The sequence below is a fragment of the Altericista sp. CCNU0014 genome, assembly GCF_044923475.1.
In the GTDB taxonomy this organism is placed as follows: Bacteria; Cyanobacteriota; Cyanobacteriia; order Thermosynechococcales; family Thermosynechococcaceae; genus JAAURS01.
Genome location: NZ_CP137338.1, coordinates 1,490,215 through 1,515,399, shown reverse-complemented (window position 1 = coordinate 1,515,399; position 25,185 = coordinate 1,490,215). Strand labels below are relative to the sequence as shown.

Genomic DNA, 25,185 nt, shown 5'->3' with positions numbered 1-25,185 from the left:
TGTAACTAAAATTTTGTCGAAAGATACGTCAAAATCAGATCTAGAGCATCTTAAAATAAGAAAGGATCGCTTTCACGGGCCTATACGAGGGTTTCTTCCTCAATTTAGAACCAGCCCGTCGTGAAGGCGCGTTATCAAATCGCTGTCGAATTTTGTTGGAGGAGAACCCGTTGAAAAAGTTATTATCTGTCATTCTATTGGCGGTTTCGTTTTTGACCTTCGCGTTGGGGCGTCCGGCCCTAGCAGCAGATGCTGCTTCAGGCGCGAAGGTATTTAGCGCGAATTGTGCTGCTTGTCATATGGGCGGCAATAATGTCGTGATGGCCAATAAGACCCTTAAGAAAGAGGCGCTCGAGCAATTTTCGATGTATTCCGCCGATGCCATTACAACTCAAGTCACCAATGGTAAAAATGCAATGCCTGCTTTTGGCGGTCGTTTGAGCGCAGACGAAATTGCTAACGTGGCAGCTTATGTTTTATCGCAAGCAGACAAAGGCTGGGCTGGTTAAGCCTACGTTAGCAGTTCGATCGAGCCATAAGTAAGCCGCAGATGGGCAAACTGTAAAGCAGCCCATCTGCGGTTTGTTTTTTCCAAAATGTTTTCGAAACAACCTCAGTCTCTCCCCAGGCACTATAACTTGGCCTGCGGAAAATGCCGCGTCGCGATCGCCGCCTTATTATTTTGTCAAATTTTTCTGGATCGCCAGCAGGCGCTCGGAAGAGTTGACGGGCGCGCGGGGCAACGGTAATTCCGTATTGGGCCAGTTTGGCAAACTATTGCAAGGGCAACCGAGGACGGGCAATCCAGCTGCGGGCAGAGAAATGGGCATATCGCATCGAGCGCATTCCACGATCTCCCAGGAATCGCTCAGCAGCTCCTTGACGTCGATTGTCGTGCCGTCCAAGTAGCAGTCGTTCGAATGGGCGTCCGTAATTTGAGCCCAGCATTGCTCGAACTCAGGACTGTAACGATCTCGTTCGAGAACCGTTTGCGCCAAGCAGAACGACTGACCGGCATTAATCCAAACCTTTTTCCCTAACTGCATCCAGCAGGCAATGTATTTTTTGACATCAGCTTCTAGAGCCATTAAAGTTCTCTCAAGCAATACGGAGTGGAGGGCGGCAGCGAGTTTAATCTCGCAATTTCATTTTATCGCGGCGTCCCGACTGCGGTGTATCGAGATCGGCGCCCAGCTCCAACACCCTAGCAGAAAGGCTTTACAGTCTAGAAACCCGCAACTGTCCGGGCTGGTTTAATGGGCCTTCCAGCCGGATCCGCCTGTTGGCGTGGAGGTGGCGCAGGATTTTGTAGACGGTCTCGATGCGGGTATTCTCTCCCACTTTGGCAGCTAAATCCGTCAGGGCGATCGCCCCATTGGCTGCCGCCAGCGCCTCCAGAAGCTTCTGTTGAAGCGCGAGGGTAGCAGCTGCGGCCTTTTTGCCGGCCTCTACTCCCGGCTGGTGATAGGCATTCACGTGAATCAGGGAAGCGTAAAAGCCGACAGTTCTCTCGTAGAGCGCAATCAACGCACCCACCCTTTTGGCATCGACTGTTGGCAGGGTCACGGTAATCGTATCTCGACCTTTTTCGTAGAGGGCTTCGCGGGTGCCCAATAAAAAGCCCGACAGATAGTCACCCGTCGTGACATTGGGATCCAGTTCCACGGACGGCCCTTCGCGATCTTGGAGCACTTCGATGAGGGTGGCAAAAAAGTTGGGCAGCCCTTCGCGCAGCTGCTGGACGTAGGCGTGCTGATCGGTGGAGCCTTTATTGCCGTAGACCGCAATTCCTTGGTTCACGACGTTGCCGTCTAGGTCCAGTTCCTTGCCCAAGGATTCCATGACCAATTGCTGGAGGTAACGACTAAACAAAAGCAGGCTGTCTTTGTAGGGCAATACCACCATATCCTTGAGTCCCTTGCCGTCACCCGAGACATACCAGCTCAGGGCGAGGAGGGCGGCGGGATTTTGCTTGAGGTTCGGGACGCGGGTGGCTTCGTCCATGACCTTAGCCCCCTCGAGCAGGTCGCGAATGGCGATGCCTTGAAGGGCGGCAGGCAACAGACCCACTGCGGACATCTCCGAGGTGCGCCCACCGACCCAGTCGTGCATGGGGAAGGCAGCGAGCCACCCCTCGGCCTTGGCCAAGCGGTCGAGCTGGCTTCCCTCTCCCGTGACGGCAACGGCATGCTGGGCAAAATTGAGACTGCGATCGCGGTACCGTTTTTGCACCTCTAACATCATGTTTCGCGGCTCTGGCGTGCTGCCGGACTTCGAAATGACGATAACAAGGGTAGAGGTCAGCCGATCCTGAATTCGATCGAGCACCCGATCGATACCCGTCGGATCGGAGTTGTCGAGAAAGTGAATGTGGAGGGGCGGGTGGAGGGGCGCGAGGGCTTCCGCCACGAATTCAGGACCGAGAGCAGAGCCGCCGATGCCGATGGAAAGAATATCGGTAAATTTGGGGGCTAAGGATGGGTGAACGGTACCTGAATGGACATCTTTGACAAAGGTTTCGATAGACTCAAGGGTTTTGACGACGTCAGTCTTGAGTTCTGGCGTGGGGGCTAGATCTGGATTGCGGAGCCAGTAGTGGCCCACCATGCGGTTCTCGTCTGGGTTGGCGATCGCCCCTTTCTCCAAAGCGGCCATTTCTGCAAACGCTCGGTCGAACTTGGGCATTAGAGCAGCAACATCGGCATCTGTAAACCGCATACGACTGATATCGAGGTAAATGCCTAGCCCGTCGTGATAGTAGAGCCAGTCTTGATAGCGTTGCCAGAGTTGCGCTGGATCCATTCTCAATCCTTGAATGCTGTTGTACTTAACCATATCCTCTTCCCAGTATCGCCGTTAAGGGCGATCGCGACACCGTCGAGATTTTACAAAACCCCGATTTAACCCTCGGGATATGATGAAACGAGAGCGATTTAACGCGCGAGATCCTTTTTTGAAGCCAATATGACCTCCTTCAGGTTAGCGATTTTAATTCTTTGCTCCCTTTGTGTAGGCTACGCTGCCGCCTGCATTCCGGGACTGCAGCTACCGCTCGCAGTGCATCGATGGCATCCCCCAACGGCGATCGCGATCGCCGCAGCGCCCGTCCCCGTTTGAGGCATTGGCTGGGTCGGGACGCGTACGCCCTATTTTGAGGATACCGTTCTCTTTTTCCGAGATGTTTTGAAGTTGCCCTTAAGCGTGGAGTCCCCGCAATTTGCCGAATTCACCCTAGAGGGCGGAGAACGACTGGGCGTGATCGGATCGCGCTCAGCAGAAGCTACCTTTATGAACGGTCCGACGATTGAATTTGTCGTGGCGGATGTCGGTCGAGCGCGATCGCAGTTAGAAGCAGCAGGCGTTCGGTTTATTGGCGAAATTCATCGAGATAAAGCATCTGGACTTGCGTGGACGAATTTCTGGGGTCCCGATGGATATCCCTATGGATTGACAAGCGCAGCTAAACTTTAAAAAACCTCCGTCTCGCAGGGAGAAGGAGGTCAAAACGCATCAGAATTCTTTTCGCGATCTATCGCGATCTATGCAGAGCGGCTTTCTGCCAATCGCACCTTAGTGGCCAAGCCCAGCGTTTTAAGAATGGATATCATGATCCAAGTCGTATCGATTTCCCACCACTGCAGTCCGTGACGGGCAGAATGAGGAAATGCGTGGTGATTGTTGTGCCAGCCTTCCCCGTAAGTTAGAAGGGCAACCCACCAGCAATTGGTCGATAGATCGCCTGCCTCGTGAGTGCGATAGCCGAACTTGTGGGTAGCACTGTTGACAAACCACGTGCAGTGATAAACCAGCACCAAACGCATGAAAATCCCCCAAACGACGAAGGACCAGCCGCCTACGGCGTACAGTCCGAGACCGAAAACGATTTGAATCGGTAAAAAGTACTTATCTAGAAATTGATAAACCGGATCTTGGTTGATGTCTCTAGTGAGACGCTCGACTTCTTTTTTGGCCGCCACATCGCGCAACATCCAACCCATGTGACTCCACCAGAAACCAAAGTTGGAATTATGCTGGTCTTTCTCTTGGTCGGAATACACGTGATGGTTTCGATGCAGGCCCACCCACTCGATGATGCCGCCCTCACAAGCCAAGGCGCCGCAAAAGGCAAAGAAATACTCCAGCCACTTGGGCGTCTGAAAGCTGCGATGACTGAGCAATCGATGCCATCCTAACGTGATGCCCAGTCCGCCTGTGATCCAGTGCAAGACCAGCATTAAACCGACGGCTGACCAGCTAAAGTTACCGGGCAGTAAAGCAAACAGGGCACCAATATGAATTGCCGCCATAAACAAAATGACGGGCCAAGACAAGGGAGGTTTTGTAACAGTTGTTGCAGCAGTCATCCAAAGACCTTTCAGTAAAAGTTAACAGGGCGATCCTCATCTACGTTAGCCTTAACTTCGAGCCATCAGGCTGGATGTCTGCACGCGAGCGTAAAACCATTACGGCTTCAGTCGTTTGCGAAGGATAGGGCAGCCTCATCGGATCGGCTCAAACCATTGTGACGTAGATTAACATTTGTAAACTAAATTAACATTTTTGCTTGATGATGGGTTTATCGAACGCGCAGACGCAGTTGCAGGCCGCAGAAAATGCACTCCGTCCTATCTTTTCTAATATTGACGCTCAAGTCAAGGAAAACCTACATCGGGTGTTGAGGGTTTTCCGCCACCATCGGGTCGGTCCCCACCACTTTTCAAGCGTGTCAGGCTACGGACACGACGATCTGGGCCGTCAGGTTCTCGATCGCGTTTTTGCCCAAATTATGGGTGCAGAGGCAGCAGCGGTCCGGGTTCAGTTTGTCTCCGGCACCCACGCGATCGCCTGTGCCCTCTTTGGCGTCCTGCGGCCCGGCGATGAGATGTTGGCAGTTGCAGGGGCACCCTACGATACGTTAGAAGAAGTTATCGGCTTGCGGGGGCAAGGACAAGGCTCTCTGCGCGACTTTGGCATTCGCTACCGTCAGCTCGAACTAACTCCCGCAGGAATGCTCGACTGGGAGAGTTTGGCGCGCGCGATTCGCCCTAGTACGCGCTTGGTCCACATTCAGCGCTCCTGCGGCTACGCTTGGCGACCGAGCTTGAGTCTCTCAGATATCGAAAAAATTGTCGCGCTCGTCAAACAGCAGAATCCCAACGCGGTCTGCTTTGTGGACAACTGCTACGGCGAATTTGTGGACACCCGCGAGCCCACGGCAGTAGGCGCGGATTTGATGGCGGGTTCGCTGATCAAAAATCCGGGCGGCACGATCGCCACAGCCGGAGGATACGTTGCAGGTCGCGCGGACCTAGTGGAAGCTGCCTGCTATCGCCTGACCAGTCCTGGGATTGGCAGCCACGGCGGCGCGACGTTCGACCAACATCGCTTGCTGTTTCAAGGTTTATTTCTCGCCCCGCAAATGGTGGGCGAGGCTATGAAGGGAAATCACCTCACCGCCCTCGCGTTTCAGCAGCTCGGCTATCCTGTCAATCCCTTGCCTGAAGCGCCCCGTCGAGACGTCATTCAGGCCGTAAAGCTGGGCTCGCCCGAAAAGCTCAAAGCGTTTTGTCGGGCCATCCAACAAAATTCGCCCGTTGGCGCTTACCTCGATCCGGTACCTGGCGAGATGCCCGGATACGAAAGCGAATTGGTAATGGCAGGAGGCACATTTATCGACGGCAGCACGTCCGAATTTTCTGCCGACGGCCCCCTACGGGAACCGTTCATCGCATTTTGTCAGGGCGGCACCCACTGGACCCACGCGGCGATCGCCCTAGAAGCGGCTCTAGAGAGCATCGGGCCTGCCTGAGCCAGCACTCCTAAAGTTTTGCAGTGCTGGCTATTCAAGCTAAAGAACCTGCTCGACCTCACCAATTTCAGGGATGCTGTCCTTGAGCTTGCGCTCAATTCCCATTTTGAGGGTCATGGTCGAGCTGGGACAAGAGCCGCACGCACCCTGAAGGCGCACTCGTACCACAGGCCCTTCCACTTCAACCAGTTCCACATTTCCCCCGTCCGCCATCAGATACGGACGCAGCTCGTCCAAAACCGTTTCGACATTTTCACGGGTTAATTCAAGAATTGCAGCCATATATCACCTTTCTCTATTACTCGAGATAGTTCGACATTGAGATTACAGTCAGCGTCTCCATTGTAGACAGTTAAAGCCTGAGTTGAAGGAGCTTTTAACTCATAAAAAACATCCAGAACAAAGACCTACAAAGATTGGCAAGCCCTGGTTCTGGAGTATATAGATGTACTTTAAACAGCCTCAGAATCGAGTACTGATTCGATGGAACGGACTCATCAATACAGCGCAACGCTATACGTGTGCCAGAGGCATCTCTTCTTCGACGCGCAGGCTGGGGAAAAGAAAATGATTCTCTTCGACGTACTGAGCGCCGAACAATCCCTTCTCGGCCCAAAAGTACCGATCCGTCGTATGTTCGTTGCGTTTCACTAAAAGAAGCGCTGGCGGAGCGATTCCCTTTAACTGGATGAACTTTCGGGCAGCCGTTACAGGTTTATCTTCACCGCTTTCAATACTGTACTGAGGAACACATTCTAGAATCCGCCGTCCTTCTTGACGACGACGACTTTTGCGCTTCCGTCTTCTTGCCAAACCCCGTACCTCCTTTTGTGGCAGTCCAGTGTAGTGATCGTTACAAAACTCGACGAGATCATAGCCTTTGTAGACCCAAGTTTCAACTTTTGTTAACCTTTCGATACAGTCTTGTAAGCTCGGATACTATTTTTACGGCTTTGCTGACTTCTGTTCGTCAAGTTTTCTAAAGTTTTTTAAGGACTTCATGAGTTAATCGGCGCGCGTAGCAAAGCGAGGCGGTACGGGCCTCCGAACTTTGCGACGGGCAACTATTCCCCTTCGACGCGATCGCGGTACTCTTCTGCCGACATCATCTCGGAAAGGTCCGGCATCTCATTGAGTTTAACCTTCAGCAACCATCCCAACTCGTAAGGATCTTCTGCCAACTGCTCTGGAGATTCGGTAACGACAGCATTACTCTCGATCACAATCCCCGTGATGGGTGAATAGAGGTCTTCTACAGCTTTGACCGACTCCACCGACCCAAAGGTTTCGCCTTGGGTCAATGAATCGCCCGCCTCGGGCAGCTCTACAAACACAATATCTCCAAGCTGATCTACAGCGAACGCCGTAATGCCGATCGTGGCAATATCTCCATCCAAGCGTACATACTCATGGGAATCCAAGTATCGCAAATCTTCAGGGTATTCAAAACTCATGGACGGCAAGCCTTCATCGATAGTTGAGAGATTGAAAATTGAGAGATCGAACGTTTAGAGCCATTGTGCACCAGAGGCCGAGCAAAAGTCGATGGGTTCGGCAAGGCAATACGTGCAACTACATCCCTATTCCCAACCGTCCCGCCAAACTCGGCGTTAGCGGAATCAGTACCGAGATCGCGAGAAACAGCGCTAGGAGCAGTAGCCCTGCCCTGGTATCGTCCGGTTCGGAAAGTTCGTTTTGACTGGGGCGTTCCAGATCTCGCTGCAAAATCAAGATAATGGCAGCCCAGTACAGGGCGAGGGTATTGACGAGAGAGGCAATGCCCAAGAAAATCAGCGTTACGACAGTCGTGCGGCCTGCGGTGCGGCGTCCGTAAATGGCCTGTACCGCTCGCCCTCCGTCCAGTTGACCGGCTGGCATGAGGTTGAGGGCCGTAATGACCAAGCCAATCCAGCCAATGACCATCAGCGGACTGATGCCCACTGTCTCCTCGTGAATGGCATTCCCCAACACAACGCGGGCTAAAGTCCCGACTAAAATTGAGCCTTGAAAAAAGAGGGACGGGATCTTAAAAAGGCTGTTGGGGTTGGAGAGCAGCAGACCCGCGATCAGCAAACCGAGAGAATACAGACCGCCCGCCGCAGGACCGGCAAAGGCCACATCGAACAACACTTTTCGGTTGGGAAACAACGACTCGAATCGGTTGAGCGCCCCAAAAGTACCCAACTGAAGGGCGGGCAAAAAGAAGGGCCAGCTGAACTTCACTTGGTGGCGACGCGCCATGACTTGATGTCCGAGTTCGTGCGCGATCGCGACGCTGAACAGCCCAAGACCGATGGGCAGCGTTTCCGGGAGCCGTTCGAAATGCTCGAATAGATCGAACTGAAGTAAAAAACCTGCCGTCGCGCAGCAGGTGACGGAGGTAGCGACCAGCAATCCCACCGCCAGACACTTTTGGGCGACGGTAGTCGGCTTGGGGTCGTTCCGGCTGGGCAATACGATCGCGACGGGTTTTTCATTTGGGTTTTGGACCAGAAACAGTCGGTAGCGATCGCCCAAAGCAGATTCCAAGCTCTGGTTGAGCTTGTCCCATACGGCTTCCGGCTCTCCCCGAAGATTTCCTTTGAAAATCGCCCCATCTTGATAGGGGATGGTTTCGGTCGCGAAAAATGTGTCTATCCCAAAAATGCCCTTGAGCGCTTGCAGGTCGTCCGCAGGGATGGGGTGCGGCTCCAGTGACTCTGGATTCGGGACGGACGCTGCCGCTCCATTCGTCTCCGCTGGAGGGTGGGCGATCGATTCCAGAGGCTCAGCAGGCTTCGGACGCGGATTTTGCAGCGCTAAAGCTCTCAATTTACGACCGATCGCAATATAGACGACGACAGACCCCACGAGCAAAAACAGAATACTGGCTAAGTTCACCGCAATGCCTGCGCTCATCAGCCCAAACAGAATCAGCCAAGGAGCCATCAAAACCACAGACTGCGACCACGCCAAAATGCCCAGCTTCCCCAGAGAACGGGCGCGGTAGAGTCCCCACCCTAAAATTGCGATGGCAGCGAGGAGAAGAATATTGGTTGTGATATCGGTCATGATTTATCGGTTCTATAACAAGGTCTTCAACTTGGACGTGCGGCTCTCAGCCGCAAGCCGGATCAAAAAAGGCATTACCTTCAGTTTTGCACTAAAACCCGTTCTCCCAGCACGCTACCAGAATGAATTAAAAAATGTTGCTAGACAGAACTGCAGATTTAATTTATTATGTTTAATTGCTGCCAAAATAGGATACTGAGCGTCTTCAATGGGTTCAAGTCCTGGCACACATTAGGCATGGTTCAGCGCCTGACTTTAGCTTTCCGGGCTTTATGCAGTGGTTAGCCTAATAAGAAGACGATCATCTTCTGTCTTTTCTCTAAATTTCTAGGGTCTAGAAATTTAGAGAAATGATGCTCTCGTCCGAATGTGCAACTCTCTGAGGTGAGTCGAAACCGGGCTTAGGGACAATAAGTTCATCGGCTCTCCCGATACCGTCGTGAAGGGAGAACGTTAATCGTGTCTGTTGGCATTTTAGGAACAAAGCTGGGCATGACCCAGATTTTTGACGAAAAGGGACGTTCTGTTCCCGTCACTGTGGTGCAGGCTGGCCCTTGCCCCGTAACCCAAGTCAAGACCGCTCAAACCGATGGCTACAATGCCATCCAAATTGGTTACGGCGAAACCCGAGAAAAGTCTCTGAATCGTCCAGAACTCGGTCACTTAAAGAAGTCCGACTCGGCTCCGCTGCGACACTTGAAAGAGTATCGCCTAGACGATGCGAGCAGTTACGAATTGGGGCAACTGCTCTCAGTGACTCAATTTGAAGCAGGTCAGATCGTCGACGTGACGGGCGATAGCACGGGTCGTGGATTTGCGGGCTATCAAAAACGCCACAATTTCGCGCGGGGGCCGATGGCTCACGGATCTAAGAATCACCGTCTGCCCGGTTCGACCGGAGCTGGGACGACGCCAGGTCGCGTTTACCCCGGCAAGCGGATGGCGGGTCGCTTGGGCGGCAAGCAGGTGACGATACGGAAGTTGGAAGTTGTCAAGGTGGACGCAGAGCGGAACCTCTTGTTGATTAAGGGCGCGCTGCCGGGCAAATCGGGCGCGCTGCTGAACATCCGCCCGGCAACAATTGTCGGTCGTAAATAAGTCTGTTGCGCCCTCTGGTGCCGATCGCTTTATCAAGTTTGCAGAGAGACGAGAATGGTTAACTGTGTAGTTCACGACTGGCAAGGAGCAGAATCGGGTCAAGCCTCTTTTGACCTGAAGACCGCCAACGAAGACAATGCTCCGCATATTGTCCACCGCGCGCTGATCCGGCAATTGGCCAATCAGCGTCAGGGGACGGCCTCTACCAAGACCCGCGCTGAAGTTCGGGGCGGTGGCCGCAAACCTTGGCGGCAAAAAGGGACGGGCCGCGCCCGCGCTGGTTCGATTCGCTCTCCGCTTTGGCGCGGGGGCGGGGTTTCTTTTGGACCCAAGCCGAGAGACTACTCTATCAAGATGAACAAGAAGGAGCGGCGCTTGGCATTGACCACTGCCCTCCTCAGTCGCGCTGAAGAGCTTGTGGTGGTGGCCGATTTTGCCGCTCAGTTGCCGCAGCCCAAGACCAAAGAGCTGTTGGCAGCCATGGGTCGCTGGGGGATCGAGCCTCAAGCCAAGGTACTTCTGATTGTGGGACAAAAGGATGAAACGGTTTACCTGTCGGCGCGCAACATTCCCACGGTCAAGCTCATTTTGGCAAACAACCTCAACGTGTTCGATATTCTCGCGGCGGATCGCGTGATCGTGACCGAGTCTGCGATCGCAAAAATTCAGGAGGTCTTCGGTGAGTAAACTCATTCCTTCCGCGCTAGCGGACATCATTCGTCGGCCTCTGGTGACGGAAAAGGCAACCATGTTACTGGAAAACAACCAGTACACCTTTGAAGTCGACCCGCGTGCCGACAAGCCTCAAATTCGGGCGGCGATCGAGGAATTATTTCAGGTCAAAGTGGTCGGTATCAGCACCCAAAACCCACCGCGCAAGAAGCGTCGCGTCGGTAAGTATGCAGGGTTTCGCTCCCAGTATAAGAGAGCGGTCGTGACCCTTGCCCCTGGCGACACCATCACCCTATTTCCTGATGTATAGTCACCTCCATTTCAGTTGAAGAAAGCAGCAGTATTAAAGGCTAGAGTGTTTTAGCAATGGGCATTCGTCACTATCGACCCTTGACTCCAGGTTCCCGGCAGAGAACCGTTTCCGACTTTGCCGAGATCACGACCGATACCCCTGAAAAGTCTCTGGTGTATTCCAGTCACCGCCACAAGGGACGCAATAACCGAGGCGTCATCACCAGTCGCCGTCGGGGCGGCGGTCACAAGCGCCTCTATCGTCTAATTGACTTTTACCGCGAGAAGCACGGCATTCCCGGCAAAGTGGTGTCCGTCGAGTACGACCCCAACCGCAACGCTCGGATTTCCCTCGTGCACTATCAAGATGGTGAAAAGCGCTATATTTTGCACCCGCGCAACTTGCAAGTCGGCACTGTCATCATGTCAGGCCCCGATTCTGCCATTGAAGTCGGTAACGCGCTGCCACTCGAGAAAATTCCCTTGGGGACAGAAGTTCACAACGTCGAGCTGACGCCGGGTAAGGGCGGTCAAATCGTGCGGGCGGCAGGCGCGATGGCCCAAGTCGTCGCCAAAGAGGGCAAAATGGTCACCCTTAAGCTTCCTTCTGGGGAAGTGCGGATGTTCCGCAAAGAATGCTACGCCACCCTGGGACAGGTGGGCAATGTTGAATCCAACAACATCAGTATCGGTAAAGCGGGCCGCAACCGCTGGAAGGCTCACCGTCCTAAAGTTCGCGGTTCGGTGATGAACCCCGTGGATCACCCCCATGGTGGCGGTGAAGGTCGCGCGCCGATCGGTCGCAGCGGCCCTGTCACGCCTTGGGGTAAACCCACGCTGGGTTACAAGACTCGCAAGAAGAAAAAGCAAAGCAGCGCGCTGATCGTGCGCCGTCGCCGCAGTTCTTCCAAGCGCGGTCGTGGCGGTCGTTCTTCCTAACGGATCGATGAGCTGGCGTCAGAAATCAGCTCTCTCTTTTCTCTCTCATCGTGTTGTTTCAGTTAACGAACTATGGGTCGCTCTCTTAAGAAAGGTCCGTTTGTGGCCGACCACCTCCTGCGTAAGGTTGAAGTCCTCAACGCTAAAAACGACAAGCAGGTGATTAAAACCTGGTCTCGCGCTTCCACCATCATTCCTGACATGATCGGCCACACCATCGCCGTCCACAACGGTCGGCAACACGTTCCGGTCTACGTGACCGAACAAATGGTGGGTCACAAATTGGGTGAATTTGCTCCGACGCGGACTTTTAGAAGTCACGCGAAGGGCGATAAAAAGGCTCGGATGTAGGGCAAAACAGCTATGTCGAAAAATTTACGAGAATTAGAAGGCGCTTTCGCCACTGCAAGGTTTGTCCGCATGTCTCCCCGCAAGGTGCGTCGCGTCCTCGACCAAATTAGAGGTCGGAGCTATCGCGACGCGCTGATCTTGCTGGAGTTTATGCCCTACCGCTCCTGCGAGCCGATCGTTAAAGTTTTGCGGTCGGCAGTGGCCAATGCAGAGCATAACAAAGGTTTTGACAAAACGGAGTTGGTGGTGAGCTTAGCCTATGCCGATGCAGGCCCTAGCTTGCGACGGTTCCGCCCGCGGGCGCAAGGACGCGCCTACCAGATTCGGAAGCCAACGTGTCACATTACGATTGGCGTTGGCCCCAGTACGGCTGATGAATAGATTGATGGACGTTTGGCCAATGGCTTTTTATCTGTAGAGGACGCACTTGTGGGACAAAAAATTCATCCAACCGGGTTTCGTCTGGGTATTACCCAAGAGCACCGCTCTCGCTGGTATGCAGACTCGGATCGCTATCCAGAACTTCTCAAAGAAGATTTTAAGATCCGTCGTTACGTGGTCAAAAATCTGAGCAATGCAGGCATTGCTGGAATTCGCATCGAGCGCAAGGCCGATCAAATCGATCTGGAGTTGCGCACGGCTCGTCCTGGCGTGGTCGTCGGTCGCGGCGGCAGCGGCATTGAAACCCTGCGCGTCGGGATTCAGAAAGATTTGGGCGGCGATCGCCCCATCCGCATCAACGTCATTGAAGTGGCGAAGGTAGATGCAGAAGCAGCCCTGATTGCCGAGTACATCGCCCAGCAGTTAGAGCGACGGGTTTCCTTCCGTCGCGTGGTGCGCCAAACCATTCAGCGCGCTCAACGGGCCGGCATCGAAGGCATCAAGATCCAGGTTGCAGGTCGCTTGAACGGCGCGGAAATTGCCCGGAGCGAGTGGACCCGAGAAGGTCGCGTGCCCCTGCATACGTTGCGGGCGGACATCGATTACGCTTACAAAACCGCCAGTACTGTCTACGGCATCCTAGGGGTTAAAGTTTGGGTCTTCAAGGGTGAAATTATCCCCGGAGCCGTCGAGCAAGCCCCCGCCGCCCGCGAGGCACAACCTCGTCGCCGCCAGCAAAAACGCCGCCAGCAGTTTGAAGATCGCTCCGAATAGCGAGTCGTTCCACGCTGCGCGTTGCGGTCTGGCTCCTTCGACTCAGTACCCATTCACACCCATAGTTGCGGATCATGTTAAGTCCAAGAAGAACAAAATTTCGAAAGCAGCAGCGGGGCCGCATGAAAGGCACGGCCACGCGCGGCAACACGCTGAACTTTGGAGAGTTTGGCCTGCAAGCACAAGAGCCATCCTGGATTACTGCCCGTCAAATCGAAGCCGGTCGTCGAGCCATGACCCGCTATATCCGTCGGGGCGGCAAAATCTGGATCCGCATCTTTCCCGACAAGCCCATCACCCAGCGCCCTGCTGAAACCCGGATGGGTTCGGGGAAGGGCGCGCCGGAGTATTGGGTGGCCGTCGTGAAGCCGGGACGCATCATGTACGAGATTACAGGCGTTTCCGAAGAAATTGCGCGAGAAGCCATGCGCCTCGCGGCCTTCAAGATGCCGATCAAGACCAAGTTTATTATGCGTACAGCAGAGGAATCGACCGAAAATGGCACTCTCCAAGATGAGTGAGCTGCGTGCCTTGAGCGCTGATGAGGTGGAAACCGAAATTCAGACGCTCAAGCGCGAGCTCTTTGATTTGCGCTTTCAGGCCGCGACGCGTCAAGCCGTAGCGTCCCACAAATACAAGCACGCGCGTCACAAACTCGCGCAGCTCAAAACCCTTCAGCGCGAGCGCGAGCTTCAGACTGAAGCCACCGCTTAACCAGCGATCGCACAACAGCTATTTGACACTCGAAAATCACGCGATTCACAGCATTAGGAGCATTCGCCAATGGCGGTTAAAGAACGAGTGGGCATCGTCGTCAGCGACAAGATGGATAAAACCGTCGTGGTTGCGGTCGAAAACAGAGCGCCCCATCCCAAATACGGCAAGATTGTCGTGAAAACGCGGCGGTATAAAGCCCATGACGAGGAAAATGCCTCTCATACCGGCGATCGCGTCCGAATCCTTGAGACGCGGCCCCTCAGCCGAACCAAGCGTTGGATCGTTGCCGAAATTCTCACAACAGCCGTTAAGGCATAGGTTACGGAAATGATTCAACAAGAAACTTACCTCAATGTCGCTGACAATAGCGGCGCTAAAAAGCTCCTCTGCATCCGCGTCCTGGGTGGCGGGAATCGCAAGTACGGTGGTGTGGGCGATGTTATCATTGCCGCCGTCAAAGATGCGACCCCCAACATGCCCGTCAAAAAGTCCGATGTCGTGAGAGCCGTCATCGTCAGAACCCGTAAGGCCATCCGCCGCGATAGCGGAATGACCATTCGGTTTGACGACAATGCCGCCGTCCTCATCAACGCCGACGGCAATCCTAGAGGCACCCGCGTGTTCGGGCCCGTCGCTCGGGAACTTCGGGATAAGAGCTTTACTAAAATCGTCTCTCTGGCACCGGAGGTTCTGTAATGGCAAAATCGCAACCCACTCCGACCCGTCACAAGATCCACGTCAAGACTGGAGACACCGTTCAGGTCATTTCTGGCAAAGACAAGGCCAAGGTGGGCGAAGTTTTGAGAGTGATCCCCAAAAAAAGCCAAGTAGTAGTCAAGGGGGTCAACATCAAGACCAAGCACGTTAAGCCCCAGCAGGAAGGCGAATCGGGTCAGGTTCAAACCTACGAGTTTCCGATTCACAGCTCCAACGTCATGCTGTATTCCACCAAGCAAAACGTGGCAAGCCGCGTTTGTTACACCTTTACCGATGAAGGACGCAAGGTGCGAATGCTCAAGAAAACGGGCGAAATTATCGATTGAAACGCGACGATCGATCGCGTATTGCTCATCCCTGACCAAGACCAGGGCGCTTAAGGAATCCACTATGTCTATTCGTTTCAAACAGTTCTATCAAGACACCGCAGTGCCCAAACTGCGCGAACAGTTTAATTACAGCAACGTTCACGAAATTCCCAAAATCGTGAAGGTTACGATCAACCGAGGGTTAGGGGAAGCAGCAACCAATGCCAAGTCCCTCGAAGCTTCCCTCAACGAAGTGGCGATTATTACCGGGCAGCGACCCGTCGTGACTCGCGCCAAGAAGGCGATCGCCGGGTTTAAGATTCGCAAAGGCATGCCCGTCGGGATTATGGTGACACTGCGCCGCGATCGCATGTATGCCTTCCTGGATCGGCTGATCAATCTTTCCCTACCTCGGATTCGGGACTTTCGCGGCGTCAGCCCGAAAAGCTTTGACGGTCGAGGGAACTATACCCTGGGTCTGCGAGAGCAGCTTATTTTCCCCGAAGTGAGCTACGACAGCGTGGATCAAGTCAGAGGGATGGACGTTTCCATCATCACTACAGCTAAAACAGACGAGGAAGGGCGCGCCTTACTCAAGGCGTTGGGAATGCCATTCCGTGACAGTTAGGAAGATAGGGGCGTCTTGCGTATGGGGCGGTTCAATAAGGAGTAACTATGGCGGCAAATGACACAATTGGCGATATGCTCACTCGGATTCGCAACGCGAATCTCGCTCGGCATCAAACAACGGCAGTGCCTTATACCAAGGTGACGCGGAACGTCGCGACGGTTCTTAAATCCGAGGGGTATATCACAGATTTTGAAGAAGACGGCGAAGGGGTCGAGCGACGCCTCGTGATTACCCTAAAGTATCGCGGCAGAAATCGCCAGCCGATCATCAACACCCTCAAGCGAGTTAGCAAGCCCGGACTGCGCGTCTATTCAAACCGCAAGGATCTGCCTCGGGTGTTGGGCGGCATTGGCGTTGCCATTATCTCCACCTCAAGCGGCATCATGACCGACCGCGAAGCGCGGCGAACCGGCTTGGGCGGCGAAGTCCTTTGCTACGTATGGTAGCCATTCCCCCGCACAGAATTGACATGGAGTATTGAGATGTCTCGTATTGGCAAACGCCCCATTCCCATCCCCGATAAGGTAACCATTACCATTGAAGGCCAAAGCGTTAGCGTCAAAGGCCCCAAGGGTCAGCTATCGCGAGTGCTGGTGCCTGAAGTCACCGCAGAACAAGAAAGCGATACGTTGCACGTCAAGCGGATTAACGAATCTCGCGTCGCGCGCCAGCGTCACGGTCTGTCTCGTACTCTCGTGGCCAACATGGTTGAGGGAGTCTCCCAAGGCTTCCAAAAGCGCTTAGAAATTCAAGGCGTCGGCTATCGCGCCCAAGTTCAGGGTAAGAACCTGATTCTCAACGTCGGCTACAGCCATCCCGTTACCATCGAGCCGCCGGACGGCATTCAGATTGCGGTAGAGAATAATACCAACGTCGTCGTCAGCGGCATCGATAAGGAAATTGTCGGCAACATCGCCGCCAGCATCCGCGCCGTGCGTCCGCCGGAGCCTTATAAAGGCAAGGGGATTCGATATTCCGGCGAGTTCGTCCGCCGTAAAGTGGGTAAGGCAGGTAAGAAATAAATGAAAAGTACTCGTAAAGAAGCGCTCAAAGCGCGGCACAATCGCGTTCGCCGCAAAGTCAGCGGCACGCCCGAGCGTCCCCGGTTGGCAGTCTTTCGCTCGAACCAGCACATCTACGCCCAGCTGATCGACGATGTCGCTCAGCAGACGCTGGCATCAGCCTCTACGGTCGAACCGGATCTCAAAAGTAAAGTCGAGTCGGGAGCGACCTGTGCGGCGTCGGAGGAAGTGGGCAAACTGATCGCCGAACGCGCGCTCAAAAAGGGCATTGAAAGCGTCGTATTCGACCGAGGCGGCAATCTGTATCACGGGCGCGTCAAGGCGCTGGCAGATGCGGCTCGGGCTGCTGGGCTAGAGTTTTAAAACTGGGTATCACAAACTATGGCAACGAGTCGCAAAAGTAGTAACAAAGCCCGCGAGAAAGAGAGCAACTGGCAAGAGCGAGTGGTTCAAATTCGTCGGGTCTCTAAAGTCGTCAAGGGCGGTAAAAAGCTTAGTTTCCGGGCGATCGTGATCGTCGGTAACGAGCGCGGTCAGGTCGGCGTCGGCGTGGGTAAAGCCAGCGACGTGATTGGCGCGGTCAAAAAAGGCGTGGCGGACGGCAAAAAACAGCTGGTCGACGTGCCTTTAACCAAGGCCAATTCAATCCCTCACCCCATTGAGGGGCGTGGCGGTGCAGCGAAAGTCATGCTCCGACCCGCTGCCCCCGGTACTGGGGTTATTGCCGGGGGAGCTGTCCGGATCGTGCTGGAGATGGCAGGTGTCAAAAACGTACTGGCGAAGCAGTTGGGTTCCGATAACCCTCTCAACAATGCCAGAGCTGCGGTCAACGCCCTCGATTTACTGCGAACCTTTGCCGACGTCGCAGAAGAGCGCGGTCTGACCCTCGAGCAAGTCTACGGTTAGCCTTTGGCTCATCCGCGTTAGGGTGCCAGTAGTGGGTCAAATCCTCGCTGGCACTTTGTCAATATTAAACTCCGATGTCTTTGCTGGGATGCAACTATCATGAGATTAGAAGACGTACAACCTAAGGAAGGTTCGCAGCATCGCCCTCGTCGCGTCGGTCGCGGTATTGCGGCTGGCCAAGGCGCGAGCTGCGGCTTCGGGATGCGGGGTCAAAAGTCTCGCTCCGGTCGCCCCACGCGGCCTGGGTTTGAAGGGGGTCAAAATCCTCTTTACCGCCGAGTTCCTAAATTGAAGCACTTTACCCTGGTCAACCAGAAGCAGTATACGGTGCTGAATGTTTCCAAATTAGGGACTTTGCCGCCCAAGACTGAGGTAACCCTCGAGTCGCTGCTCGAAGCGGGCATCCTGACTGCCCAAAAGGGTCCTCTCAAACTTTTGGGGGATGGCGAACTCAAGGTTGCCCTCAAGGTCAAGGCTGCGGCTGCGACGAAAAGCGCGATCGCCAAAATCGAAGCCGCAGGCGGCAGCATCGAAATCCTGGGCTAAGCCCCATCCTTTTTTGTTGAAAATCTAGCTTTAATGCCGCTTCCATTTAATAAAAGAGGTTAACCCCATATGGTTGTCAGTCGAGGGAAGGCACCGTCAGCCCAAGAAACATTTACTCAGATGGCGCAAGCTGCCGGCCTGCGCGGTCGCGTATTGGTCACGATCGGTCTGTTGATCCTGGTTCGACTGGGTATTTACCTGCCCATTCCAGGCATCAATCGACCTGCTTTCGCCGAGATTGTCAAAAGCAACCAATTCTTAGGGTTCCTCGACTACTTCTCCGGCAACGGCTTCTCGGCCTTGGGCATTTTTGCCTTGGGGATTATCCCCTTCATTAATGCCTCAATTATCATGCAACTTTTGACCGCCGCCCTCCCTTCCCTGGAGCGCCTCCAGAAAGACGAGGGCGAGGCAGGCCGACGCAAAATCTCTCAAATTACGCGCTACGTTGCCTTAGGGTGGGCCATAGCTCAGAGCGTTGGATTTGCATTGTTTGTCAATTCTGCCCCTGGAGTTGTTCCAAATCCTGGCCCCTGGTTTATCGGGCAAATGGTTTTGGCCTTGACGGCTGGTTCTATGTTTGTGATGTGGGTCAGCGAGCTGATTACGGAGCGAGGCGTCGGCAACGGAGCCTCGCTGCTCATCTTTTTGAGCATCGTTTCGGGCTTGCCGACCTCCCTCAGTCAGACCATCGACCTGACCCAGAGCGGGGTCAGCGTCGGTAACGTGGTCCTGCTGATTACGGTGTACCTGTTTACGATCGTGGGCGTCGTGTTCGTCCAAGAGGGTAGTCGGCGCATTCCAATCGTTTACGCGCGTCGCCAAGTGGGCCGCCGCATGTATCGAGAGCAGACCAGCTACTTGCCCCTGCGCCTAAACCAGGGCGGCGTGATGCCGATTATTTTTGCATCTTCCGTCCTGATTTTGCCTGGTGCGTTGGCCACCAATTTTGCAGGCAACGAAACCATCGGGAAAATTGCGGGCTATCTTTCTCCGAATGGCCCAACACCCTGGATTCACGTCCTGTTCTACCTCACGCTGATTGTATTTTTTAGCTATTTCTATTCGTCCCTCGTCATGAACCCCGTGGATGTTTCGCAAAACCTGAAGAAGGGCGGCGCGAGCATTCCAGGGATTCGCCCCGGTCGGGCCACTACGGAATATCTAGAAAAGGTGCTCAACCGACTCACACTGCTGGGGGCCGTATTCTTGGGATTTATTGCGATTGTGCCCACGGCGATCGAAAGTGCGACGAGGGTGACGACCTTCAGAGGATTGGGAGCGACCTCTCTGCTGATTTTGGTGGGGGTTGCGATCGATACGGCCAAGCAAATCCAAACCTACGTAATCTCCCAGCGTTACGAAGGAATGGTGAAAGACTAGTGGCAAGCTTAATTATCTTTGGCCCTCCAGGGGCTGGCAAAGGAACACAGGCTGTCGAGCTATCGACCCGGTTTGCAGTACCTCACATTTCGACAGGGGATCTGTTTCGAACGGCGGTAGCCGAGCAGACGGCCTTAGGTGTAAAAGCCCAAGACTATCTCGACCGGGGGGAGCTAGTGCCGGACGACCTAGTCATCGATCTGATTCGCGAGCGGTTGGTTCAGCCGGATACCCAGCCTGGATGGCTTTTAGATGGGTTTCCGCGAACGGTGCCTCAAGCTCACGCCCTAGACGAACTGCTCACTAGCATCGATCGGGGATTGGATCGCGTCATCAATCTTGTGGTGCCCGACGAAATGCTCCTAGAGCGGCTCCTCGGACGCGGGCGCAAAGACGACAGCGAAGCGGTGATTTGCCGCCGCCTGCAGGTCTACCACGACCAGACCGCGCCGTTGATTCGCTTCTATGGCGATCGCCACCAGCTCACCGATATCGACGGGAGTGCGGCTGTCGAGGACGTCACGGAAGCCATTCAAGCTGCCCTAGACAATTTTCTTCCAGGGTAACCCCAGATCTCGCCACTGTTTCGCATTCCCCTAAAGGAGGCCGCTGCCATTGTCTAAACAAGATGTTATCGAGATGGAAGGAACCGTTACCGAGTCGCTGCCGAACGCAATGTTTCGCGTCGATTTGGACAACGGCTTCAATGTCTTGGCTCATATCTCCGGCAAAATTCGACGAAACTATATCAAGATTTTGCCCGGCGATCGCGTCAAGGTCGAGCTCACCCCCTACGACCTGACTAAAGGGCGGATCACTTACCGCCTCCGCAAAAAATAATGGAGTCAGGCCCAAAACATAATTTTTTTAATATTCACTTTAGCTTTAGATAGTGCTAAAATAACGAGTTTGGAGTTGTAAATAGTCATGAAAGTTCGCGCATCCGTCCGTAAAATTTGCGACAAGTGCCGCGTGATCCGGCGGCGGGGTCGCGTCATGGTGATTTGTTCTAACCCCAAGCACAAGCAGCGTCAAGGTTAATTCGATTTGCCCTTCGATTTGCCCTTCTGGGGGCCGTGTATTAGTAACGTATCCGCAAAGGAGATAAACATAGCGTGGCACGTATTGCCGGAGTTGACCTTCCACGGGACAAGCGCGTTGAGATTGGTCTGACCTACATTTTTGGAATTGGCTTGTCGCGATCGCACGCCATCTTGGCGAAGACGGGCGTTAATCCCGATACCCGCATCAAAGAACTATCCGACGCGGAAATTTCTTCCCTGCGGGGTGCCGTTGAAGAATATCAAATCGAAGGGGATCTCCGACGATTTGAGTCCATGAACATTAAGCGATTGATGGACATTGGCACCTATAGAGGCCGCCGCCATCGTTTGGGCTTGCCCGTTCGAGGTCAGCGGACCCGCACCAATGCCAGAACCCGTCGCGGCGGTCGTCGGACCGTGGCCGGGAAGAAAAAGGCAGTGAAGAAATAGTCTTTCCATTCCCTTTTCCAGTTTTAGCGTAGTCTGCTTCGATAACAGTTAAAGAACCGATATGGCGCAACAATCGAAACGATCCTCCAGCCGCAAGCAAAAGCGAAACGTCCCCAACGGCGTGGCTCACATCCAATCCACGTTTAATAACACCATCGTCACAATCTCCGATGCCAATGGCGAAGTCATTTCTTGGGCATCGGCTGGTTCTAGCGGCTTCAAGGGAGCCAAGAAAGGGACCCCTTTTGCAGCCCAAACCGCATCGGAAGGCGCAGCTCGACGCGCCATCGATCAAGGGATGCGGCAAATTGAAGTGATGGTCAGCGGGCCAGGTGCAGGCCGAGAAACCGCGATCCGCGCCCTTCAAGGTGCCGGACTCGAAATTACGTTAATTCGAGATGTAACGCCGATTCCCCATAACGGCTGCCGTCCACCCAAGCGTAGACGCGTTTAACGCCGGATCGGGCAGTGTTTCCGTCTGAGCGCGGGTTTTATAACTGTTTATCGAGCGCTCGGACGTAGTTCATTGGCTTTTACAGGCGCATAAAGGCAAGCAACAAGAGAGGGTTTCACGTGGCGCAATTTCAGGTTGAATGTATTGAATCGAGAGTGGACGCAGATTATAGCCAGTACGGCAAGTTTGTGCTCGAGCCGCTAGATCGCGGTCAGGGAACTACAGTGGGAAACGCTTTGCGGCGGGTTTTGCTGTCTAACTTATCGGGCACAGCCGTGACCTCCGTTCGCATCGCGGGCGTGAATCATGAGTTTGCTGCCATACCTGGCGTCCGCGAGGATGTTCTAGACGTACTGCTGAGCATGAAGCAGTTGGTCCTCAATAGTCACAGTCCTGAGACTCAAATCGGACGGCTTTTTGTGAAGGGACCCGCGACCGTTACGGCTAAAGATTTCGAGCTTTCTGCAGATGTCGAGGTGATCAGCCCGGACCAGTATGTGGCCACCCTAGCCCCCGATGCCATCCTAGAGATGGAGTTTAAGATCGAGCAGGGAAAAGGGTATCGTCCGGTCGAAAAAAATCGAGACGAGAACGTCGCTCTTGACTTTTTGCAGATCGACGCCATCTTCATGCCGGTGCGGAAAGTCAACTACTCCGTTGAAGACGCGCGCGTGGGCGGTTCTATGGAGAAAGATCGCCTCATTATTGAGATGTGGACCAACGGAAGTTTGACCCCTCAAGAAGCGCTGAGTCAGGCAGCTTCCATTTTGGTGGATTTATTCAACCCCCTTAAGGATGTCACCTACCGACCCACCGAAGATGTGACGATCGCGCCGGAAGACGAAACCAATCAAATTCCCATTGAGGGATTAAACCTATCGGTACGGGCTTACAACTGCCTCAAGCGCGCTCAGATCAACAGCGTTGCCGATCTGTTGGAGTATTCTCAAGAAGATCTTCTCGAGATTAAAAACTTTGGCGCAAAGTCTGCCGAAGAAGTCATTGAAGCGCTCCAAATTCATTTGGGCATCACGCTTCCTTTGGAAAAGGCTTCAAAAAACACGTAGTAAAGGGAATAGGTCGATATGCGTCATCGTTGTCGCGTGCATCAATTAAGTAAACCCGCCGATCAGCGCAAAGCGTTGCTGAGAGCCTTAACGACAGAGCTGATCCGTCACGGTCGGATTACGACCACCAAGGCAAGAGCGCGTGCAGTGCGTTCTGAAGCAGAGCATATGATCACCTTGGCCAAAGAAGGAACCCTTGCAGCTCGAAGACGAGCGTTAGGTTACATCTACGACAAGCAGCTCGTCCATGCCCTGTTTGAGACGGTGAACGAGCGCTACGGGAACCGGAATGGGGGATATACCCGCATTATCCGCACCGTGCCCCGTCGCGGCGACGCTGCCGAAATGTCCATCATCGAGCTAACCTAAGCCAGCAAAAACTCCTGGCACAAAGCAAACGCCGCAAATTTATGGTGTCTACGATTCTTCCTTCCGTGCAACGCGTTGCCCTGGTCATTCAGTACCTGGGCACTCGCTTTCACGGTTGGCAGCGTCAGCCTCATCACCGGAGCGTTCAGGCGGACATCGAACAGGCGATCGCATCTGTGGTTGGCTATCCCGTAACGCTTCACGGTGCGGGACGGACGGACACGGGGGTTCATGCAGCGGCTCAGGTGGCGCACTTTGAGGTGGCGTCACCCATTCCGCCAGCTCGTTGGGCCAGCGTTTTGAACGCGCGGCTGCCGGACGATGTTTTAATTCGCGCTTCGGCAGCGGTGTCCTCAAGCTGGCACGCTCGGTTTTCGGCGCTGTGGCGGCGCTACCGCTATACGCTTTATAGAGATGCCCGTCCGAATCTGTTTTTGCAACCCTACACTTGGCACTACTACCACCACCCTTTAGATGTCGAACGGATGCAGTTTGCCCTGAAGCCGTTGGTGGGTCGCCATCACCTCTCAGCATTTCACCGAGCGGGATCCAGCCGACGGCATTCTTGGGTGGACGTCCAAGCCGCAAGCTGCGAGCCTGTGACGAATGTCGGGGCTGGGTCGCTGCTTCAGATTGAGGTTCAGGCCAGCGGCTTTTTGTACGGCATGATGCGGCTGCTGGTGGGGCAGCTGGTACAGGTGGGGGCGGGACTGCGATCGCCGGAAGCCTTCACTGAAATCTGGCAAACAGAGCAGCGCCATGAAGTCAAACACGCCGCCCCTGCAAAGGGACTGTGTTTGCTGAGGGTGGGGTACCCAGACTTCCCATTCCCGCCAGAGGTTTGGTTTGATACCTTCCCTAACTTCGTGTTGTCGGACCCGCCAACCACCCATCTTTATGTCGGTTCAGTCTCCTAGCCGACCGACATGTATCAACGTTTTGAAGCCCGAATTGAGATAGACAATGGAAAAAACTCACTTACCGACCGCTGCCGCTGCCGACCAAAAATGGTACGTCGTAGACGCTGCCGACCAGCGTTTGGGTCGCTTGGCCACTCAGATTGCAATGGTGCTGCGCGGCAAAAATAAGCCCCACTACACGCCGTTCATGGACACGGGCGATTTTGTGATCGTCATCAACGCCGATAAGGTGGGCGTGACGGGCAAAAAGAGCGAGCAAAAGCTTTACCGTCGCCACTCCGGTCGCCCTGGCGGAATGAAGGAAGAAACCTTTGCCGATCTGCAAAAGCGTCTGCCGGAACGGATCGTCGAGAAAGCCGTTAAAGGGATGCTGCCTAAGAACAGCCTGGGTCGCCAGCTCTTTACCAAGCTCAAGGTCTATGCTGGCCCAGATCATCCCCACCAATCCCAGCAGCCAGAAATTTTGAAGATTGAAACTATTCCAGGAGCGAACCAATAATGCAAACGACTGATTCTTCCAAGCGCGTTTCTTACGCTGGCACGGGCCGCCGTAAAACATCGATCGTTCGCGTGCGTTTGGTGCCTGGAACGGGAAAGCTGATCGTCAACGGCAAGCCTGGAGAAGAGTACCTTCAGTTCAATCCGACTTATCTTTCTTTGGCTAAGGCTCCTTTAGAAACCTTGGGCCTAGAAGGCGAATACGATATTATCGCCAATGCGAAGGGTGGTGGATTGACCGGACAGGCAGATTCAATCCGAATGGGTGTAGCGCGGGCGCTCTGTCAGCTCGACCCCGATAATCGCAAACCTTTAAAAATTGAAGGTTACTTGACCCGCGATCCCCGCGCGAAGGAGCGGAGAAAGTACGGTCTTCGCAAGGCCCGAAAAGCGCCTCAGTACTCGAAGCGTTAAATCTGGATTTGGATTTGTCGGTTTTTGTTGCAAGCAAATAGGAGATAGGACGATGGCAAAGCCTGGAATTCACCCCGAATGGTACCCCGAAGCCAAGGTTTTTTGCGATGGCGAAGTGGTGATGACGGTTGGGTCGACAAGACCCGAACTCAATGTAGATATTTGGTCTGGGAACCACCCATTTTATACTGGTACCCAGAAGTTAATCGATACCGAAGGTCGCGTCGAGCGATTCAAGCGCAAGTATGGCATGAAGTAAATCACTCCCTGCTTGCATTAACTGGCTTGAATAGAGGTGTCCTTTTTGCGAAGGGCACCTTTTTGCTATGTCAGGACAAGCGCGTTTGTATCGATCGCCTTGGAATAAGCGTTGA

41 protein-coding genes are annotated in these 25,185 nt (G+C 54.1%); 34 read left to right on the top strand and 7 right to left on the bottom strand.

Features of this window, described 5'->3' with window-relative positions; translation table 11 throughout:
• Positions 1 to 170: 170 nt before the first annotated feature.
• Complete coding sequence (petJ, locus tag R6H26_RS07610) at positions 171 to 509, top strand: cytochrome c6 PetJ (protein ID WP_404789669.1); 339 nt, start codon at positions 171 to 173, stop codon at positions 507 to 509.
• Between the two features lie 168 nt (positions 510 to 677).
• On the opposite strand, the gene R6H26_RS07605 is transcribed toward petJ, so the two are convergent.
• Both R6H26_RS07605 and R6H26_RS07600 read right to left on the bottom strand, forming a co-directional pair.
• The gene (locus R6H26_RS07605) at positions 678 to 1,088 is read right to left on the bottom strand and encodes a hypothetical protein (RefSeq protein WP_404789667.1); all 411 of its coding nucleotides are present in this window, start codon (positions 1,086 to 1,088) and stop codon (positions 678 to 680) included.
• 130 nt (positions 1,089 to 1,218) lie between these two features.
• The gene (locus R6H26_RS07600; protein WP_404791244.1) at positions 1,219 to 2,802 is read right to left on the bottom strand and encodes a glucose-6-phosphate isomerase; all 1,584 of its coding nucleotides are present in this window, start codon (positions 2,800 to 2,802) and stop codon (positions 1,219 to 1,221) included.
• Between the two features lie 162 nt (positions 2,803 to 2,964).
• Here R6H26_RS07600 and R6H26_RS07595 point away from each other — a divergent pair, with 162 nt between their 5' ends.
• Both R6H26_RS07595 and R6H26_RS07590 read left to right on the top strand, forming a co-directional pair.
• Positions 2,965 to 3,117: a hypothetical protein gene (locus tag R6H26_RS07595; RefSeq protein ID WP_404789665.1), complete on the top strand. Its 153-nt coding sequence runs from the start codon at positions 2,965 to 2,967 to the stop codon at positions 3,115 to 3,117.
• Between the two features lie 3 nt (positions 3,118 to 3,120).
• The gene (locus R6H26_RS07590; protein WP_404791243.1) at positions 3,121 to 3,471 is read left to right on the top strand and encodes a VOC family protein; all 351 of its coding nucleotides are present in this window, start codon (positions 3,121 to 3,123) and stop codon (positions 3,469 to 3,471) included.
• 68 nt (positions 3,472 to 3,539) lie between these two features.
• Here the strand turns inward: R6H26_RS07590 and R6H26_RS07585 are convergent, their stop codons facing one another.
• A complete protein-coding gene (locus R6H26_RS07585) occupies positions 3,540 to 4,364 on the bottom strand; it encodes an acyl-CoA desaturase (RefSeq protein WP_404789663.1) in 825 nt (274 codons plus the stop codon).
• Between the two features lie 206 nt (positions 4,365 to 4,570).
• Here R6H26_RS07585 and R6H26_RS07580 point away from each other — a divergent pair, with 206 nt between their 5' ends.
• Positions 4,571 to 5,809, top strand: a complete 1,239-nt coding sequence (locus tag R6H26_RS07580) for an aminotransferase class I/II-fold pyridoxal phosphate-dependent enzyme (protein WP_404791241.1) — start codon at positions 4,571 to 4,573, stop codon at positions 5,807 to 5,809.
• A gap of 39 nt (positions 5,810 to 5,848) precedes the next feature.
• Here the strand turns inward: R6H26_RS07580 and R6H26_RS07575 are convergent, their stop codons facing one another.
• From R6H26_RS07575 to R6H26_RS07560, 4 genes are all read right to left on the bottom strand, one after another.
• Complete coding sequence (locus R6H26_RS07575; RefSeq protein ID WP_404789661.1) at positions 5,849 to 6,091, bottom strand: NifU family protein; 243 nt, start codon at positions 6,089 to 6,091, stop codon at positions 5,849 to 5,851.
• 231 nt (positions 6,092 to 6,322) lie between these two features.
• Complete coding sequence (locus R6H26_RS07570) at positions 6,323 to 6,622, bottom strand: DUF3155 domain-containing protein (RefSeq protein WP_404789659.1); 300 nt, start codon at positions 6,620 to 6,622, stop codon at positions 6,323 to 6,325.
• 251 nt (positions 6,623 to 6,873) lie between these two features.
• Positions 6,874 to 7,263, bottom strand: a complete 390-nt coding sequence (gene gcvH, locus R6H26_RS07565) for a glycine cleavage system protein GcvH (RefSeq protein ID WP_404789657.1) — start codon at positions 7,261 to 7,263, stop codon at positions 6,874 to 6,876.
• Positions 7,264 to 7,381: 118 nt separating this feature from the next.
• Positions 7,382 to 8,860, bottom strand: a complete 1,479-nt coding sequence (locus R6H26_RS07560; protein WP_404789655.1) for a site-2 protease family protein — start codon at positions 8,858 to 8,860, stop codon at positions 7,382 to 7,384.
• Between the two features lie 459 nt (positions 8,861 to 9,319).
• Here R6H26_RS07560 and rplC point away from each other — a divergent pair, with 459 nt between their 5' ends.
• From rplC to rpmE, 30 genes are all read left to right on the top strand, one after another.
• Positions 9,320 to 9,958, top strand: a complete 639-nt coding sequence (rplC, locus tag R6H26_RS07555; protein ID WP_404789653.1) for a 50S ribosomal protein L3 — start codon at positions 9,320 to 9,322, stop codon at positions 9,956 to 9,958.
• 54 nt (positions 9,959 to 10,012) lie between these two features.
• Positions 10,013 to 10,645: a 50S ribosomal protein L4 gene (rplD, locus tag R6H26_RS07550; protein ID WP_404789652.1), complete on the top strand. Its 633-nt coding sequence runs from the start codon at positions 10,013 to 10,015 to the stop codon at positions 10,643 to 10,645.
• Positions 10,638 to 10,940, top strand: coding sequence for a 50S ribosomal protein L23 (locus R6H26_RS07545; protein ID WP_404789651.1), 303 nt, complete (start codon positions 10,638 to 10,640; stop codon positions 10,938 to 10,940). Before rplD ends, R6H26_RS07545 begins: the two co-directional genes overlap by 8 nt.
• Positions 10,941 to 10,996: 56 nt before the next feature.
• The gene (gene rplB / locus R6H26_RS07540) at positions 10,997 to 11,860 is read left to right on the top strand and encodes a 50S ribosomal protein L2 (protein WP_404789650.1); all 864 of its coding nucleotides are present in this window, start codon (positions 10,997 to 10,999) and stop codon (positions 11,858 to 11,860) included.
• A gap of 72 nt (positions 11,861 to 11,932) precedes the next feature.
• Complete coding sequence (gene rpsS / locus R6H26_RS07535; RefSeq protein ID WP_404789649.1) at positions 11,933 to 12,211, top strand: 30S ribosomal protein S19; 279 nt, start codon at positions 11,933 to 11,935, stop codon at positions 12,209 to 12,211.
• A 12-nt stretch (positions 12,212 to 12,223) separates the two neighbouring features.
• Positions 12,224 to 12,592 (top strand): 50S ribosomal protein L22, encoded by a 369-nt coding sequence (gene rplV, locus R6H26_RS07530; RefSeq protein ID WP_404789648.1) that lies wholly within the window; start codon positions 12,224 to 12,226, stop codon positions 12,590 to 12,592.
• A 48-nt stretch (positions 12,593 to 12,640) separates the two neighbouring features.
• Positions 12,641 to 13,366 carry a 30S ribosomal protein S3 gene (rpsC, locus tag R6H26_RS07525; RefSeq protein ID WP_404789647.1) on the top strand — a complete coding sequence of 242 codons (726 nt, stop codon included), beginning with the start codon at positions 12,641 to 12,643 and terminating at the stop codon, positions 13,364 to 13,366.
• 74 nt (positions 13,367 to 13,440) lie between these two features.
• Positions 13,441 to 13,887, top strand: coding sequence for a 50S ribosomal protein L16 (rplP, locus tag R6H26_RS07520; protein ID WP_404789646.1), 447 nt, complete (start codon positions 13,441 to 13,443; stop codon positions 13,885 to 13,887).
• Positions 13,865 to 14,080 carry a 50S ribosomal protein L29 gene (gene rpmC / locus R6H26_RS07515; RefSeq protein ID WP_404789645.1) on the top strand — a complete coding sequence of 72 codons (216 nt, stop codon included), beginning with the start codon at positions 13,865 to 13,867 and terminating at the stop codon, positions 14,078 to 14,080. The genes rplP and rpmC overlap by 23 nt, the downstream gene beginning before the upstream one ends.
• Positions 14,081 to 14,149: 69 nt before the next feature.
• Positions 14,150 to 14,401: a 30S ribosomal protein S17 gene (gene rpsQ, locus R6H26_RS07510; protein WP_404789644.1), complete on the top strand. Its 252-nt coding sequence runs from the start codon at positions 14,150 to 14,152 to the stop codon at positions 14,399 to 14,401.
• A 9-nt stretch (positions 14,402 to 14,410) separates the two neighbouring features.
• Positions 14,411 to 14,779 carry a 50S ribosomal protein L14 gene (gene rplN / locus R6H26_RS07505; protein ID WP_404789643.1) on the top strand — a complete coding sequence of 123 codons (369 nt, stop codon included), beginning with the start codon at positions 14,411 to 14,413 and terminating at the stop codon, positions 14,777 to 14,779.
• A complete protein-coding gene (rplX, locus tag R6H26_RS07500) occupies positions 14,779 to 15,126 on the top strand; it encodes a 50S ribosomal protein L24 (RefSeq protein WP_404789642.1) in 348 nt (115 codons plus the stop codon). The genes rplN and rplX overlap by 1 nt, the downstream gene beginning before the upstream one ends.
• A 64-nt stretch (positions 15,127 to 15,190) precedes the next feature.
• Positions 15,191 to 15,736: a 50S ribosomal protein L5 gene (gene rplE, locus R6H26_RS07495; RefSeq protein ID WP_404789641.1), complete on the top strand. Its 546-nt coding sequence runs from the start codon at positions 15,191 to 15,193 to the stop codon at positions 15,734 to 15,736.
• A gap of 47 nt (positions 15,737 to 15,783) precedes the next feature.
• The gene (rpsH, locus tag R6H26_RS07490) at positions 15,784 to 16,185 is read left to right on the top strand and encodes a 30S ribosomal protein S8 (RefSeq protein WP_404789640.1); all 402 of its coding nucleotides are present in this window, start codon (positions 15,784 to 15,786) and stop codon (positions 16,183 to 16,185) included.
• 36 nt (positions 16,186 to 16,221) lie between these two features.
• Positions 16,222 to 16,761, top strand: a complete 540-nt coding sequence (rplF, locus tag R6H26_RS07485; RefSeq protein WP_404789639.1) for a 50S ribosomal protein L6 — start codon at positions 16,222 to 16,224, stop codon at positions 16,759 to 16,761.
• Entirely contained in the window at positions 16,762 to 17,124 is a 363-nt protein-coding gene (gene rplR, locus R6H26_RS07480) for a 50S ribosomal protein L18 (RefSeq protein ID WP_404789638.1), read from the top strand. It abuts the gene before it with no gap.
• A gap of 18 nt (positions 17,125 to 17,142) precedes the next feature.
• Positions 17,143 to 17,667, top strand: coding sequence for a 30S ribosomal protein S5 (gene rpsE, locus R6H26_RS07475; RefSeq protein WP_404789637.1), 525 nt, complete (start codon positions 17,143 to 17,145; stop codon positions 17,665 to 17,667).
• Between the two features lie 99 nt (positions 17,668 to 17,766).
• A complete protein-coding gene (gene rplO / locus R6H26_RS07470; protein WP_404789636.1) occupies positions 17,767 to 18,213 on the top strand; it encodes a 50S ribosomal protein L15 in 447 nt (148 codons plus the stop codon).
• A gap of 69 nt (positions 18,214 to 18,282) precedes the next feature.
• Positions 18,283 to 19,596, top strand: coding sequence for a preprotein translocase subunit SecY (gene secY, locus R6H26_RS07465; protein WP_404789635.1), 1,314 nt, complete (start codon positions 18,283 to 18,285; stop codon positions 19,594 to 19,596).
• Complete coding sequence (locus R6H26_RS07460; RefSeq protein WP_404789634.1) at positions 19,596 to 20,162, top strand: adenylate kinase; 567 nt, start codon at positions 19,596 to 19,598, stop codon at positions 20,160 to 20,162. Before secY ends, R6H26_RS07460 begins: the two co-directional genes overlap by 1 nt.
• A gap of 49 nt (positions 20,163 to 20,211) precedes the next feature.
• Positions 20,212 to 20,436 carry a translation initiation factor IF-1 gene (gene infA, locus R6H26_RS07455; protein ID WP_404789633.1) on the top strand — a complete coding sequence of 75 codons (225 nt, stop codon included), beginning with the start codon at positions 20,212 to 20,214 and terminating at the stop codon, positions 20,434 to 20,436.
• Between the two features lie 87 nt (positions 20,437 to 20,523).
• Positions 20,524 to 20,637, top strand: coding sequence for a 50S ribosomal protein L36 (gene rpmJ / locus R6H26_RS07450; protein WP_015203279.1), 114 nt, complete (start codon positions 20,524 to 20,526; stop codon positions 20,635 to 20,637).
• 74 nt (positions 20,638 to 20,711) lie between these two features.
• Complete coding sequence (rpsM, locus tag R6H26_RS07445; RefSeq protein WP_404789632.1) at positions 20,712 to 21,089, top strand: 30S ribosomal protein S13; 378 nt, start codon at positions 20,712 to 20,714, stop codon at positions 21,087 to 21,089.
• Positions 21,090 to 21,150: 61 nt separating this feature from the next.
• Positions 21,151 to 21,543, top strand: coding sequence for a 30S ribosomal protein S11 (gene rpsK / locus R6H26_RS07440; RefSeq protein ID WP_404789631.1), 393 nt, complete (start codon positions 21,151 to 21,153; stop codon positions 21,541 to 21,543).
• A 119-nt stretch (positions 21,544 to 21,662) separates the two neighbouring features.
• The gene (locus tag R6H26_RS07435; protein ID WP_404789630.1) at positions 21,663 to 22,610 is read left to right on the top strand and encodes a DNA-directed RNA polymerase subunit alpha; all 948 of its coding nucleotides are present in this window, start codon (positions 21,663 to 21,665) and stop codon (positions 22,608 to 22,610) included.
• Between the two features lie 18 nt (positions 22,611 to 22,628).
• A complete protein-coding gene (gene rplQ, locus R6H26_RS07430; protein ID WP_404789629.1) occupies positions 22,629 to 22,979 on the top strand; it encodes a 50S ribosomal protein L17 in 351 nt (116 codons plus the stop codon).
• A gap of 41 nt (positions 22,980 to 23,020) precedes the next feature.
• Positions 23,021 to 23,896 carry a tRNA pseudouridine(38-40) synthase TruA gene (gene truA / locus R6H26_RS07425; RefSeq protein ID WP_404789628.1) on the top strand — a complete coding sequence of 292 codons (876 nt, stop codon included), beginning with the start codon at positions 23,021 to 23,023 and terminating at the stop codon, positions 23,894 to 23,896.
• Between the two features lie 46 nt (positions 23,897 to 23,942).
• Positions 23,943 to 24,398, top strand: coding sequence for a 50S ribosomal protein L13 (gene rplM / locus R6H26_RS07420; protein ID WP_404789627.1), 456 nt, complete (start codon positions 23,943 to 23,945; stop codon positions 24,396 to 24,398).
• On the top strand, positions 24,398 to 24,811 hold the full coding sequence (gene rpsI, locus R6H26_RS07415) for a 30S ribosomal protein S9 (RefSeq protein WP_404789626.1): 414 nt from the start codon (positions 24,398 to 24,400) through the stop codon (positions 24,809 to 24,811). Before rplM ends, rpsI begins: the two co-directional genes overlap by 1 nt.
• Positions 24,812 to 24,863: 52 nt before the next feature.
• Positions 24,864 to 25,070 (top strand): 50S ribosomal protein L31, encoded by a 207-nt coding sequence (gene rpmE, locus R6H26_RS07410; protein WP_404789625.1) that lies wholly within the window; start codon positions 24,864 to 24,866, stop codon positions 25,068 to 25,070.
• The last annotated feature ends 115 nt before the right edge of the window (positions 25,071 to 25,185 follow it).

Bases quoted from the DNA above. Each gene is read 5' to 3' on its own strand.
- R6H26_RS07605 (WP_404789667.1), bottom strand. From the start codon at position 1,088: ATGGCTCTAGAAGCTGATGTCAAAAAATACATTGCCTGCTGGATGCAG.
- R6H26_RS07600 (WP_404791244.1), bottom strand. From the start codon at position 2,802: ATGGATCCAGCGCAACTCTGGCAACGCTATCAAGACTGGCTCTACTAT.
- R6H26_RS07595 (WP_404789665.1), top strand. From the start codon at position 2,965: ATGACCTCCTTCAGGTTAGCGATTTTAATTCTTTGCTCCCTTTGTGTA.
- R6H26_RS07585 (WP_404789663.1), bottom strand. From the start codon at position 4,364: ATGACTGCTGCAACAACTGTTACAAAACCTCCCTTGTCTTGGCCCGTC.
- R6H26_RS07580 (WP_404791241.1), top strand. From the start codon at position 4,571: ATGGGTTTATCGAACGCGCAGACGCAGTTGCAGGCCGCAGAAAATGCA.
- R6H26_RS07575 (WP_404789661.1), bottom strand. From the start codon at position 6,091: ATGGCTGCAATTCTTGAATTAACCCGTGAAAATGTCGAAACGGTTTTG.
- gcvH (WP_404789657.1), bottom strand. From the start codon at position 7,263: ATGAGTTTTGAATACCCTGAAGATTTGCGATACTTGGATTCCCATGAG.
- R6H26_RS07560 (WP_404789655.1), bottom strand. From the start codon at position 8,860: ATGACCGATATCACAACCAATATTCTTCTCCTCGCTGCCATCGCAATT.
- rplD (WP_404789652.1), top strand. From the start codon at position 10,013: ATGGTTAACTGTGTAGTTCACGACTGGCAAGGAGCAGAATCGGGTCAA.
- rplB (WP_404789650.1), top strand. From the start codon at position 10,997: ATGGGCATTCGTCACTATCGACCCTTGACTCCAGGTTCCCGGCAGAGA.
- rpsS (WP_404789649.1), top strand. From the start codon at position 11,933: ATGGGTCGCTCTCTTAAGAAAGGTCCGTTTGTGGCCGACCACCTCCTG.
- rplV (WP_404789648.1), top strand. From the start codon at position 12,224: ATGTCGAAAAATTTACGAGAATTAGAAGGCGCTTTCGCCACTGCAAGG.
- rplP (WP_404789646.1), top strand. From the start codon at position 13,441: ATGTTAAGTCCAAGAAGAACAAAATTTCGAAAGCAGCAGCGGGGCCGC.
- rpmC (WP_404789645.1), top strand. From the start codon at position 13,865: ATGGCACTCTCCAAGATGAGTGAGCTGCGTGCCTTGAGCGCTGATGAG.
- rpsQ (WP_404789644.1), top strand. From the start codon at position 14,150: ATGGCGGTTAAAGAACGAGTGGGCATCGTCGTCAGCGACAAGATGGAT.
- rplN (WP_404789643.1), top strand. From the start codon at position 14,411: ATGATTCAACAAGAAACTTACCTCAATGTCGCTGACAATAGCGGCGCT.
- rplX (WP_404789642.1), top strand. From the start codon at position 14,779: ATGGCAAAATCGCAACCCACTCCGACCCGTCACAAGATCCACGTCAAG.
- rplE (WP_404789641.1), top strand. From the start codon at position 15,191: ATGTCTATTCGTTTCAAACAGTTCTATCAAGACACCGCAGTGCCCAAA.
- rpsH (WP_404789640.1), top strand. From the start codon at position 15,784: ATGGCGGCAAATGACACAATTGGCGATATGCTCACTCGGATTCGCAAC.
- rplF (WP_404789639.1), top strand. From the start codon at position 16,222: ATGTCTCGTATTGGCAAACGCCCCATTCCCATCCCCGATAAGGTAACC.
- rplR (WP_404789638.1), top strand. From the start codon at position 16,762: ATGAAAAGTACTCGTAAAGAAGCGCTCAAAGCGCGGCACAATCGCGTT.
- rpsE (WP_404789637.1), top strand. From the start codon at position 17,143: ATGGCAACGAGTCGCAAAAGTAGTAACAAAGCCCGCGAGAAAGAGAGC.
- rplO (WP_404789636.1), top strand. From the start codon at position 17,767: ATGAGATTAGAAGACGTACAACCTAAGGAAGGTTCGCAGCATCGCCCT.
- secY (WP_404789635.1), top strand. From the start codon at position 18,283: ATGGTTGTCAGTCGAGGGAAGGCACCGTCAGCCCAAGAAACATTTACT.
- rpmJ (WP_015203279.1), top strand. From the start codon at position 20,524: ATGAAAGTTCGCGCATCCGTCCGTAAAATTTGCGACAAGTGCCGCGTG.
- rpsK (WP_404789631.1), top strand. From the start codon at position 21,151: ATGGCGCAACAATCGAAACGATCCTCCAGCCGCAAGCAAAAGCGAAAC.
- rplQ (WP_404789629.1), top strand. From the start codon at position 22,629: ATGCGTCATCGTTGTCGCGTGCATCAATTAAGTAAACCCGCCGATCAG.
- truA (WP_404789628.1), top strand. From the start codon at position 23,021: ATGGTGTCTACGATTCTTCCTTCCGTGCAACGCGTTGCCCTGGTCATT.
- rplM (WP_404789627.1), top strand. From the start codon at position 23,943: ATGGAAAAAACTCACTTACCGACCGCTGCCGCTGCCGACCAAAAATGG.
- rpsI (WP_404789626.1), top strand. From the start codon at position 24,398: ATGCAAACGACTGATTCTTCCAAGCGCGTTTCTTACGCTGGCACGGGC.
- rpmE (WP_404789625.1), top strand. From the start codon at position 24,864: ATGGCAAAGCCTGGAATTCACCCCGAATGGTACCCCGAAGCCAAGGTT.